The organism is Streptomyces cahuitamycinicus, from assembly GCF_002891435.1.
GTDB lineage: Bacteria > Actinomycetota > Actinomycetes > Streptomycetales > Streptomycetaceae > Streptomyces > Streptomyces cahuitamycinicus.
The window spans coordinates 1-12016 of sequence record NZ_POUC01000248.1 but is presented as its reverse complement, the minus strand read 5'-3'; the positions used below and the strand labels follow the sequence as shown (position 1 = coordinate 12016).

General features: G+C 70.2%; 9 protein-coding genes and 1 pseudogene. 5 read left to right on the top strand and 5 right to left on the bottom strand.

The genetic code is table 11. The features are described from left to right. Window positions 1–524: 524 nt before the first annotated feature. Together C1J00_RS27630 and C1J00_RS27625 are read right to left on the bottom strand one after the other, a co-directional pair. Window positions 525–927, bottom strand: a pseudogene (locus C1J00_RS27630) (hypothetical protein); the annotation flags it as partial. 109 nt (window positions 928–1036) lie between these two features. Next, window positions 1037–1894, bottom strand: coding sequence for an MBL fold metallo-hydrolase (locus tag C1J00_RS27625; RefSeq protein WP_102911729.1), 858 nt, complete (start codon window positions 1892–1894; stop codon window positions 1037–1039). A 537-nt stretch (window positions 1895–2431) separates the two neighbouring features. Between C1J00_RS27625 and C1J00_RS27620 the strand changes: the two genes are divergently transcribed. The 3 genes from C1J00_RS27620 (at window position 2432) to C1J00_RS27610 (ending at window position 6152) form a co-directional block, all read left to right on the top strand. Beyond that, a complete protein-coding gene (locus C1J00_RS27620; RefSeq protein ID WP_439333439.1) occupies window positions 2432–4456 on the top strand; it encodes a glycosyltransferase family 2 protein in 2025 nt (674 codons plus the stop codon). A 296-nt stretch (window positions 4457–4752) separates the two neighbouring features. After that, complete coding sequence (locus C1J00_RS27615) at window positions 4753–5148, top strand: hypothetical protein (protein ID WP_102911726.1); 396 nt, start codon at window positions 4753–4755, stop codon at window positions 5146–5148. Between the two features lie 191 nt (window positions 5149–5339). Continuing rightward, window positions 5340–6152: a phosphodiesterase gene (locus C1J00_RS27610; RefSeq protein ID WP_146046268.1), complete on the top strand. Its 813-nt coding sequence runs from the start codon at window positions 5340–5342 to the stop codon at window positions 6150–6152. Between the two features lie 737 nt (window positions 6153–6889). Here C1J00_RS27610 and C1J00_RS27600 read toward each other — a convergent pair. The 3 genes from C1J00_RS27600 to C1J00_RS27590 form a co-directional block, all read right to left on the bottom strand. Next, window positions 6890–8065 (bottom strand): zinc-dependent alcohol dehydrogenase, encoded by a 1176-nt coding sequence (locus C1J00_RS27600; RefSeq protein WP_102911724.1) that lies wholly within the window; start codon window positions 8063–8065, stop codon window positions 6890–6892. Continuing rightward, a complete protein-coding gene (locus C1J00_RS27595) occupies window positions 8062–8529 on the bottom strand; it encodes a hypothetical protein (protein ID WP_102911723.1) in 468 nt (155 codons plus the stop codon). Before C1J00_RS27595 ends, C1J00_RS27600 begins: the two co-directional genes overlap by 4 nt. Window positions 8530–8807: 278 nt before the next feature. After that, window positions 8808–9383, bottom strand: coding sequence for a hemerythrin domain-containing protein (locus tag C1J00_RS27590; protein WP_102911728.1), 576 nt, complete (start codon window positions 9381–9383; stop codon window positions 8808–8810). Window positions 9384–9632: 249 nt separating this feature from the next. Between C1J00_RS27590 and C1J00_RS27585 the strand changes: the two genes are divergently transcribed. Both C1J00_RS27585 and C1J00_RS27580 read left to right on the top strand, forming a co-directional pair. Continuing rightward, complete coding sequence (locus C1J00_RS27585; RefSeq protein ID WP_102911722.1) at window positions 9633–11297, top strand: RecQ family ATP-dependent DNA helicase; 1665 nt, start codon at window positions 9633–9635, stop codon at window positions 11295–11297. Window positions 11298–11501: 204 nt separating this feature from the next. Next, window positions 11502–12016: hemerythrin domain-containing protein (locus tag C1J00_RS27580; RefSeq protein ID WP_102911721.1), on the top strand; the 515-nt coding region annotated here is incomplete at its 3' end.

Genomic DNA, 12016 nt, shown 5'->3' with positions numbered 1-12016 from the left:
CACCCAGGCCCTCCTCCGCCTCGCCCGCCACCGCATCAGCGTCCTGTTCGCCATGCTCCGCGACGGAACCTTCTACGAACCGAGGAGCCCTCGACTCGCTTGACGAAGGACATAGAGGCACCCCCCGTCGCCAAGGCCCTGCCCAAGTCGGCATCGGCATCGCCAGCGCCGTCCTGGAACGCACCTTCCTCGGTGGCATGCTCGGCTTCCGCCCTGGCACAAACCAGCTGGAGCGCACCATCGAGCGGCCGCCCGGCCGTCTGGGGAGCTGCTCCTTACAAACAGGGAACCGGCCGCGTCAGACAGCCGGGCGGGCTGGGTGCCACGCCACCAGGGGACCGGCGCGTCGTGCGGACAGCCAGTTACTGATGACCCTCCCCGGAATGTCCGGTGACCTGGCACTTTAGAGACTGAAAACAGGCAGCGACGGGCACGCAGGGCTGCGGGCGCGGCGACTGTGACCACGCGGCACAGTTGGCAAATCAGCACGCTTGTTGGCAAACGTCGCTGATGTTGCTGCGTGGTTACTCTGCGGAGTGATCGCGGCTGTTGTCAGAGTCGTGGGGATCAGCGGCGTACAGCGCCGATGGCTGTCCACGGTGCGATGAGCGCGGCGGCCATCGAGACGGCGCGAGTGCTGCTGCTGTGTGGGCTGGTGCTGCGAGGAGGCCGGAGAGGCGGCCGTAGTGGGTGGTGCCCCAGCGATCGGGGATCGCGGTGGCTTGGAGGAGGGTGAGGTTGCCGCGGACCATGCCGGCCGCGACCGACACCGCGATGAGCAGCGCGTACGGGCCGGGGACGGCGGCGAAAGCCGCGGTGGTCAGAGCGCCGAACGCGATCAGGGTCGTGGTGCGGGCGGTGGCAGTGGTGCCGCGGGCGAGGGCTGCGTACAAGGGTCTGTCCCGCGCCGCCGATGCCGAGAGCCCAGCCCCGACGGCGGCACCTGGACCGTCACCGCGGCTCACTCGTCCACCGGCAGGTAGCACTTCTGGGGCTCTTGCTATAGAGCGCACTGCTGGATTTCCCGCCCGTGTGATCAGGAAACCGTCGGCGCGGCCCCCTGGGTGGCGGTCAGCCGGGCACGCTGTCCGTGGCGGCAGGGGACGAGGCGATCGCCGAGACCGGCGGCCTCCGCCTCGGCGAGGAACGCGGCGAGCGGCGAGCGCATCACCGTGTAGTCGCCGTAGTGGACGGGCAGGATCAGGCGGGGGTCCAGGCGCCGGGCCAGTTCCGCTCCCTGTGCGCCGTCCATGGTCACCAGAAAGCCGCCGGGGAGGCGGGTACCGCCCAGGTGGAGGACGGCCAGATCGGCGGACGGGAAACGCCGGGCGATCTCGTCGAGACCGTCGTACACCAGTGTGTCGCCCGAGACGTACAGTCGCAGGCGAGCCGGTCCGCGTACGGGACCGAACTCCAGCATGCTGCCCATGACCGGCGGCAGCAGACCGCGCAGCAGGCGCCGGCCGGCGTGCCGGCCCGGCAGCGCCGTGACCCGGACCTGTACGCCGCCGCGCTGGAGGGTGAGTCCCCGCCAGGTCCGCAGTCCCGCGGTGCGGTGAAAGCCGTGCAGCGTCCTGAGACGGCGTGCGGCATGCGGCGTGGTCAGAATCGGCACCGTGTGGTCCAGGTGCCTGCGGGCCCGACGGTCCCAGTGGTCCCCGTGCAGGTGCGACAGGACGACCGCATCGAGGCGCGGAAGGTCACCGATGTCGACAGCCGGCTCTGTCAGGCGGCGGCTCAGCAGCCCGTATCCGAGGTAGGCGTACTGCCCGCGGTGCAGGAAATTGGGGTCGGTGAGCAGCGTGAGCTCCCCGTAACGCATCAGCACGGTCGCGTTGCCGATGAAGTGGACATCGAGCGCGTCGTCAGTGGTTTCGTCGGTGATCTGCGGCATGGCCATCCCATCCGACGGGGCGGGAGAGCCCCCGTCCCACCACCGAGTGCCCCCCTTCCCTCCGGCGGACGAAGTACCCCTGCCGGGCATGATCACTACAGTGGCCCGGTCGTACGGTGCACGGGCCGGGCCGTCGGCCGGGCGCGTACAACGGCCGGGATCCAGTCGCCGCCACAGTAGGCCACGCGCAGGGCCCCCGGGTGTCACCCGATCAGCGGAGGGCTCGGTGCACGGTCCTTCAGCCTGCCAACGGCGCTCGTACCTGGGCAGGGCCTGTCGCTGCCTCTGGGGTTGTGCCTTTCAACGCCAAGGCCGACGGGAGATTGTGAACCTGCGGCTTTACGGTGGGCCACTGATGAGGTTCCTCGCTTCGTCAACTGTGTTCGAGGGAGATCGCGTTCCCCGGTTCCGTCCGAGTCGGATATCGGCCCAGCCTTGCGCGGTCCGGACTCTCAGTGCACAGGCGGAAACCGTGTCGAGCACAGCCCCAGCGCCCCGGGAGTCGCCATGCCCCCTGCGGATCCTCCCCGTGTCAGCGTGATCATCCCCGCCTACAACTCCATGCCGGAGCTGACCAGGTGCGTGACGTCCGCCATGGAGCAGACGCTGGGGCTCGACAAGATCGAGATCATCGCGGTCGACGACGGCTCAACCGACGGCACCGGTCCTGAACTGGGCAGGCTCGCGCGCACCTGCCCTGCCCTACGCGTCGTGCACCAGCCCAACAGCGGAGGAGCCGGAGCTCCCCGCAACACCGGTCTGGACATCGCCCGCGGGGACTACGTCTTCTTCCTCGACTCCGACGACTACCTGGGTCCGGACGCGCTGCGCCGCATGGTCGCGATGGCGGACGAGAACGGCACCGACGTCGTACTCGGCAAGATGGTGTCGGTGGGTGGCAGGGCGGTTCCCATGGCTGTCTTCCAGCACAACCAGCCCAGAACCGATGTCTTCTCGTCCCACGCCTACCGCACTCTGGGCTGTTGGAAGCTTTTCCGCCGCTCGCTCATCGAGCGCCTCAATCTGAGGTTTCCGCCGTACCGCAACTGCGAGGACAAGCCCTTCACGGCCGCCGCCTACCTCAATGCCGACGGTGTATCCGTAGTGGCCGACTACGACTGCTACTACAGCCGCAACCGGGAGAACGGCAACAACCTCACCCGCACCGCCGCCGGCCTCACCCACCGCATGGACGGTACCCGGCTGTGTTTCGAGACCGTCACCCGCTATGTCGAACCCGGCCCACGGCGGGACCGCGTCATGCGCCGACATGTGGAATGGGAGTTCTGCGGCCCCCTTCGCGCCCTGCTTCCACGGGAAAGCGAACAGGAGGCGCGTGAGCGTTTCTACCCGGAGTTCCGGCGCTGGGCCCTGTCCTATGTGACGGAGGGCGTCTTCCAGCTGATCCCCCCACCCGACCGCCTGCTGATCCACCTCCTGCGCACCGACCGGTACGACGATCTGATGACCGTGGCCCGGCACGCGAAGGAGGACGCCGGGCGCGGATATCTGGTCGACAAGGGCCGCGTCTACTGGTGCCACCCCTTTTTCCGGGACCCTGCCAGGGCCGTCCCGGACGACTGCTTCGACGCCACGGACCGGCTCCCGGTCCACACCGAGCCGGCCGAAGCCGCCTGGCAGGGGGACGGCGGTGTTCTCCGTCTCTCCGGCCACGCCTACATCGAGCATGTCGCCACCGAAGACCCCGGCACGCAGCTGATCCTGCGCCCTCGCGACTTCCCGCACCCCGGCCTCCGCCGGCCCGTGACCGTCCGCACCGTCAAGGGCCTGCCCGGCGAGGGCAGCTATGACAAGGCCGGCTTCTCCGTCGCCGTCGACCTGGCCACGGTGGCCGGAGGCGACCCGTTGGATCCAGGTGTCTGGGAGTTCTTCCTGGACGTACGCGCGCAGGGAGTCAGCCGGACCGTGAAACTCCGGCAGTCATCTGGGGATGCGCACGGCGCGAGGACGACCCCGGCTCACAGAGCCGTGGCCGGCAGATCGCGGTACCGGCACCCCGTCGTACGGCCCTTCTTCAGCCCGGACGGCACCTTGTCCCTGGACGTTCGGCCGGACCCGAACCAGTTCACTCAGACGTGCCATGTCACCAGGACCGTCTGGGACGCGTCCGCACGCGGCAACCTGATCGTCCGTGGGTGCCTGACCGGCCAAGCCACGCGTCACCGCGGAGCCATCACCCTGCGCGCGAAAGACGCATCCGGCTCGGTGTACGAGGTGCCCGTGCACCGTACAGCGGAAGGAGACAGCACCGGCTTCACCGCCCGGCTACCGGTCCGTCCCCTGCCGCCAGGCCGCTGGACGATCACCCTCCACGCGAACGAGACGAAGGAGACGGCCGTCGTCCCGCACCTGGACGGACCGACCGGCACCCACTGGTTCCGCCCGTCCCGGCTGGGCCGCCCCTACTACGCCAGGCCACTCCCGCTTGGAGCCGAGCAGACACTGGTGCTGCGGGTGGCTCCGGTGAGACTGGCGACGGCACTTCGCCGACGACTCGACCCGCGCAAATTCGCCCCCAGCCAATGGGGCCGCCGGGACTGAGGTGCGCTATCACCGCGAACGACGCGGCATCAAGGGCGGTCGGCCCGCCGACTTCGACGGCGCCCCGTGGACCGGCATTGCAGCGCCCGAACTGCGGACGGGGTGGCAGTGCCGGGCGGTGACCGCAGGGATTGTGCGGCACCCGTGACTGGGCCCGCTCCGCGCGATGTCGGCAGTATTCGAGGGCGGCGGCCTCCGTGCGATGGCACCGGTCGAACCACCCGTGCGCTTCGGAACTCGCCCCGGAGTGAGGACGCCCGGCCCGGGTACTCAGCCGGCCTACGGAGGAGGGGCCCTTGAGCAGGACGAGAGCAGCGGAGCTCGCGGACACGGTCACGGTCGCGCACGGCGCCTTCAACGTCGTGGGTGGACTGTGGCCCCTGCTGCATCTGCGCAGCTTCGAGTGGGTCTTCGGACCCAAGGCCGACGACTGGCTCCAGAGGACGACGGGTGGGCTGCTGCTCTCCGCCGGACTCGCGCAACTCGCGGCGGCTGCGGACCCGCAAGGACGTCCTCAAGCCCGCCGTATCGGCCTGGGCACCGCCCTCACCTTGCTGGCCATCGATCTGGTCTACGTCCCCAAGGGGCGGATAAGGCCCACCTATCTCCTGGACGCCGCGATGCAGACGGGATGGATCGCCGCCTGGCTGCGCCCCACCCCCGGTGGGAGCACCGGAAAAGCCCGGGACTGACGAACTAAAGGACCGAACTCCTTTCGGGCAACCGGATGATCGACGAAGGCTTGCTTCGCGGACAGCGAGCGGACGACGGGCTGCTGCACCGGGTGCCCGACCATTCCGAGCAGCGCCTCGCCCTCAAGCGACACAGGGCACCCGCAGGGCACGGCCGCCGCACACACCGACCACCGACAGGAAGGCCGACCGTGAGCAACGCGCCGAAACTCCCCGCCCTCCGGACATGCCATCCGGGACGACCTCTTCGCGGACGGGACGAGAACGCGGAAGACGAGGACAGGGAGAGGAGCCGCAAGCTGCCGGGATCATGGCCGGGCGCCACTGTTGAAGCCGGTTTCCGTCGCCTGGCCGCGCTGCGTGCGGCTCCTGCCCTGCACCCACGCGGGCTGACGTGCACGGCCGATCTGGAGGTCGTCAACGACGGGGGCGCGCCCTGGGATGTGCCGTGGCTGGACGCGCCCGGACGGTACACCGCCATGGTCCGCCTCTCACGAGCGGCGGGCCTGCCCCGGCGGCTGCCCGACGGGCTCGGGCTCGCCGTGCGAGTGCAGCACGCAGACGGTACCGACCGCCCTCTGGACCTGCTCCTCACCAGCAGCGGGCGAGGCAGGTTCACCAGGCATCTGCCAATGCCGCGCGCCGACGCACTGGGTGGTCCGTACTCCAGCCTGCTTCCCTACCGGGTGAGCGGCCGCCATTGCATTCTGACCGCTTTTCCACGGCGTTCCGGGCAGGCACCGGTGCACGGCGACCCGGTGAGTCTGACGCGGGCCCTGGCCGCTGGACCGCTCATGTTCGACCTGTGCGCCGAAACCTCCGACCGGTCCTGGCGTGCGTTCGCCGTACTTACGGTCCGCACCCCCTTGCCTCTGCGGCAGCACGAGAGCCTGGACTTCGACATCTACACGTACAGCGCGCCCGGATTCACCCCCGGCGGTGCCCTGGCCTCGACCCGCCGCGCCGCCTACCGGGGCTCCCGCTCCGGCCGCAAGGACGGCTGATCTGAAGGGCCCGCCGCCCGCCTTCGGCCTGTACCACCCGAGCAGGAGAACTCGACCAGCGTCACTGACCGGCAGGCGCGGTGTCCTGGGCAACCGGGAGGAACGCCCGGCCGATGAGGTAAAGGGCTGTCTTGTCGCCCATGCCATCCACCGTGCACCGGACCTGTCGGCAAGCGCACAACGGACTGCGGTGCACGCGCTGCGGACGACCGGCTGCGACGGCGTGCTAGTCGGCCGACTCCAGATCGCCAAGGGGGGTACGAGACCAGTCTCCAGGGGGTCCCAGCCGGTAATGCGCCGAACGCGACAGCAGCCGCGTCACGAGACAGGGCTGCAACGGGCCGGCGTCAGAAGTGAGTCTCTGGGCCCCCACCGAGCGATCGAAGCATGGGGCGTCCGGGCGCAACATTGCTCGGCGTCGGAGGTGGCGGAGGCCAGAGCGACGCGGACCAGCAGGACGGCCTCACGGGAGGAGCCGGGTACAGGTCCAGTACCGCTGTCGACAACCAGCTGCCGATCGGCACCTGCACCGTCAGCAGATGCGCCGGATTCCCCAGCACCCGCACCCCTTGCGGGCCTCGTCGATCACCGCCGGCCCTGGGCTCACGCTCCAGGTGGTCCATCCAGCAGTTGGAGCCCCCGGCCGCCGAACCGGGGGCGGCGGCGTGGCGTCGTGCTCTAGTGGCCGGATCCCCACCTGCGCGGACGGGACAGGGGCCGCCTGCGGTGGGCCGCGGTCAGCCGCCCGGCCGGATCACCGCGCGGACGCAGCCGTCGTTCTTCTCCTTGAACATGTCGTAGGCCCGCGGGGCCTCGTCCAGGGGCACGGTATGGGTCGCCAGGTGGGCCGTGCTCAGCTCTCCGGCCGCCAGCCGGTCCAGCAGCATCGGGATGTAGCGCTGGCCGTGTTGCTGGGCGCCCCGTACGGTCAGGCCCTTGTTGATCACCGCGCCCATGGGGAACTTGTCGACCGCGCCGGCGAAGACGCCGAGGACGAAGACCGTCCCGCCCTTACGGCAGGCGTGGATGGCCTGCCGCACGGCGGTGGGCCGGTCCGTCTGGAACCGGAGCTGCTGCTTGGCCTGGTCGTAGAGGTGGACGGGGCTGTCGCTGTGGGCCTCCATACCGACCGCCTCGATGCACACGTCGGGGCCGCGGCCGCCGGTGCGCTCGCGCAGTTCCGCGCCGACGTCGGTGGTCGTGTAGTCGATGACCTCGCTGCCGATGTGCCGCTCGGTCATCTCCAGGCGTTCGGGGATCCGGTCGATGGAGATCACGCGTTCCGCGCCCAGCAGGATGGCAGCGCGCGCCGCCATCTGGCCGACCGCCCCGCAGCCCCATACGGCGACGACGTCGCCGGGTTTCACCCCTGCCAGGTCGGCGCCCATCCATCCGGTGGGCACCGAGTCGGACACGAACAGGGCGCTGGTGTCGTCGACGCCCTCCGGCACAGGGAAGGCGCCGTAGTCGGCGAAGGGCACGCGTACGTACTCGGCGTGACTGCCGCGCAGTCCGCCCATGGCGTGCGAGTAGCCGAAGATGCCGCCGGTGTCGGCGCCGAAGAGAGCCTGCCCGATGCCGGGGTTGGTGTTGGTGTTGTCGCACAGCGACCACAGGTCGTGCGTGCAGTACCAGCAGCGCCCGCAGCCGACGAACGAGCAGACCACCACCCTGTCCCCGACCTTGTGCCGGCGTACCCCGGCGCCGACCTCTACGACCTCCCCCAGGAACTCGTGACCGATGACGTCCCCGGACCGCATGAAGGGGATGTATCCGCCGATGAGGTGGAGGTCGGAGCCGCAGGTGGTGCCCGCGATGAGCCGTACGATCACGTCCTGGTCGTTGCGCAGGACGGGATCCGGCACCTGTTCCACGGCGAGCTTGTTGACGCCTTCCCAGCACAGCGCCTTCACAGCACTCCCTCCCCGCCCGCGCGGCGGCTCAGCAGCCCCACGAGCTTCCCGCCGGGTTTGTCGTGGGTGGTGGGCGGTGTGTCCGGCAGCAGGACCTCGCCCGCTTCCAGCAGCGCCTTCGCTTCACGCAGGGAACGGCGCAGATCCTGACGCGGATCCTGGCCCGTGAGCCGTGCGGGCACGGACGAGGCATCCGACGGCACGTCCTTCAGGCGCACTGCCACTTCGGTGCCCCGGTCGCCGGGTGCGGGGCGGATCCGCGTCTCGATCCGGTCGCCGTACTCCTGCAGCGGCGTCGGCAGCTTGTCGGCCTGGATGTCGGCAGGTGAACGGTTGATCGTCACCGTGAGCCAGCGGTCCGCGGCGGCCGGGTCCGCCGGACGTGCCATCGAGCGCCGTAGGGCGACGACAGCGCCCGCGGTGAGCCCCGCGGCGGCTGCCCACAGTGATTTCCGGAGCGTCATGGACAATCACATCCTCGGATGATCAGGTACGACGGGTGAGCAGCGCCCCGGGCGATCAGGCCCGTGCGGAAGGGAACACGAGTGCGCGGGGTCATGGTCGGCCCTCTCTCTCGTAGCGCGTCGCGGTGCGCGGCGAGTACCCCGACTCAGGTGTGCAATCTCCCCGACATCCAATGCTCACGTCATGCCGATCCGCCGGCCGTCGTCCGTGTCGGGGACGAGCGCGACGCTGAGCTGCTCAGGCGCGGGCCGGTGTGGGCCACTCTGTTCCGAGCTGATCAGCTGTCCTTGCCCATCGCCTTGCGGAGGGCGTCACGAGTCCGGTCGATCACGGCTGCCACGGGTCCGACTGCGATGTTCTCCGCCGCTGTCTCGACTCCCGGATGCGGGCGGGTGGGCGCCATGGCCTCGGCGGCACGGACAGCCGTGGCCATCAGGGCGAGCTGTTGTGCTCCGGCCTTTTCGCGCAGCCCGGGGAACTCGTATTGTTCCTCCGAGGCCGCGTGCTGGAGCACGTCCGCGCGCAGTTCGCGCAACGCGGACATGAACCCGGGGTCGTCGGGGTCCATGTCATCGAGTCGGCTCAGCTTCTCCTTCGCGGCCCGCTCCTCCTCCAGACGGTCGTCGACCACCTGCTCACCGTCCTGCAGCAGACGGCGGGCTGCCGGGTGGACCACTTCCTCCTCGGCGGTCTCGTGGACCGCCAGCAGGCGGACGAGTCTGCGGAACGCCTCCCCCCGGTCGTCGGCGGTGGCGTTCTCGACCTCGGCGAAGAGATCACGGATGTGGTTGTGCTGCTGCATCAGCAGTGCCACGACGTCGTCGTTCTCGCCGGTGTCGTCGAGGTGGGGCATGGCGTCGGTCAAGAGATTCTCCCTTGGGGTGCGATCCCGAAGCGGCGTCGGCCCGCGGACAGCGGGCACCTGGGCTTCGTCCAGGTTCTCCCTGGTGACAGGCGGTCACGACCGCGCGGGGCCGAACGGCGCAGGTGATCACCCAGACTGAGCAGCCGGGATCTTGACGGTGCACGGCTGCCGCGCGCCGCTCCGCATCGCGGTCGGCCACAGGGGGTACCCGGGCCGGGCCGTGAAGGGGGCGTCACGATGAGCCTGCACGAGCGGACCGCCGAGCTGCGCCGCGTCGCCCGGGAACGGTTCGGGTGGAGCGACCTGGCCGCCGAGCAGACGGAGGCGATGGAGGCACTCCTTGAGGGCCGCGACGTGCTGGTCGTGATGCCGGCCGGTTCCGGCAAGTCGGCGATCTACCAGGTGCCGACCGTCATGCTCGGTGGTCCCGCGGTCGTGGTGTCGCCGCTGATCGCCCTGCAGCGCGACCAGGTCGCCGGCCTGCGGGAGAGCGCGGCACCGGACGCCGTGGCCGTGAACTCCGCACAGCCGGCGTCGGCCACCGAGAAGGGCTGGCGGGCGATCCGGAACGGTGAGGCCGAATACCTGTTCCTGTCCCCCGAGCAGCTGACCAAAGAAAGTGTCGTGGAACAGCTGCGGGGACTGGGCCCCTCGCTGTTCGTCGTGGACGAGGCCCACTGCGTCTCCGCCTGGGGACACGACTTCCGCCCCGACTACCTGAACCTGGCCGAGGCCGCCGAACGGCTGGGCCGCCCACCGGTACTCGCTCTGACGGCGACGGCCGCGACCCCGGTCAGGGACGACATCGTCGAGTACCTGCACATGCGCGAGGCCCACGTCGTGACGACCGGGACCGACCGGCCCACCATCCACCTGACGGTGCGCACCTTCACCGACGACCCCACCAAACGCGAGACCGTCGCACGCTGGACTGCCCAGGCGTGCGCCCCGGGCATCCTCTACACCGCCACCCGCAAGGACGCCGAGACGTACGCGGGGCGACTGCGGCAAGACGGCGTGGACGCCGAGGCGTACCACGCGGGGATGAAGGCAGCGGAGCGGCGCCGGATCCACGACGGCTTCATGGCCGGCGCTCCCGCCGTGGTGGTGGCCACTTCCGCGTTCGGGATGGGCATCGACAAGGCGGACGTACGGTTCGTCGCCCACGCGTCCGTCCCGGAGTCGCTGGATTCCTACTACCAGGAGATCGGACGCGCCGGCCGGGACGGGGAGCCGGCAGAGGCGGTGCTGTTCTACCGCCCCGAGGACCTGGGACTGCAGAAGTTCCTCACCGCCCGGTCCCTGGACGCCGACGCACTGCGCCGGATCATGACCACGCTGCTCGGCCAGGACGCCCCGCAGAGCCGTAGCCGGACAGCGCAGCTCTGCGGCCTGTCGCGCCGGAAGACCAGCGATCTGCTGAACCTGCTGGAAGAGGCGGGAGCGGTGACCGTCGACGGCAGGCGCCGCGCAGTCCGGGCTCTGCCCGGCCGCACGGCGGACGAGGCCGCGGAAGGAGCGGCACGGGTGTTCGAGCGGCGGCGCCGCGTCGACCGCTCCCGCATCGAGATGATGCGCGGCTACGCCGAGACGCCCACCTGCCGCCGCCAGTACCTTCTGGGCTACTTCGGCGAGCAGCTCGACGCACCGTGCGGACGGTGCGACGTGTGCGACCGCGAGGACGAGCACCCCGCCACCGGAGCCGGGCACCGGGACGCCCCTCCCCCGCCCTGGCATGGCGGGCCCTATGAGACGAACGACCGGGTGCGCCACGCGGAGTGGGGTGCGGGCACCGTTATGCGCACGGAGGAGGACCGCCTCGTCGTGCTGTTCGAGCAGGTCGGCTACAAGACGCTGTCCCTGACAGCAGTACAAGAAGGCGACTTGCTGACCGGCGCCTGACGGAGGCCGGCGAAGCCGCCGACGCCGCCCGCACCGCGGCCAACGCGCCCGGCGACCGGGCCGGGCCGTGACCGGGCCGAGCAACACGTGAAACACCAAAAACGGTGGGCCGTGCCGCGGCGGGGTACCCGCCTTTGGGACGCTGTCGGCAGCCGCTCGGGCGGACGGGCGTCGCGGCCGGTCTGTGGAGCAGAGGAGAGATCCATGCCCGAGACGATCAAAGAGCAGACGGTTGAGCAACTGGGCGGTCCGAGCAGCGTGCTGGCCCGGCAGCGCCGTGATCATGCCGAGATGGACAGGTTGATGGACCGCTATTCGACCCTGGCGGACGGCGAGGACCGTGAACGGGTCCTGCAGGAGACCGTCCAGCTGGTCTTCAGTCATGCCTTCGCCGAGGAGACCGTGCTGTGGCCCGCCGTCCGGCGCACGGTCGCGGACGGGCACGAGTTGACCTTGCGGGTCGAGGAGGAACACCAGCAGATCAACGATCTTGTCGCCGACATCGAACGCCTGAGTCCGGGCGCTCCCGAGCGTGAGGAGAAGGTACGACGGGTCTTCGCGCTGATACGGCAGGACATCCGCGACGAGGAGGACCTCGTGCTGCCCCGGCTACAGGAAGCGCTGCCAGCCACGCAGCTGCGCCGGCTCGGCACGGCATGGGACACGGTGCGACGCAGCGCGCCCACCCACCCCCCCGTCCCTTATACACATCTCCGAGC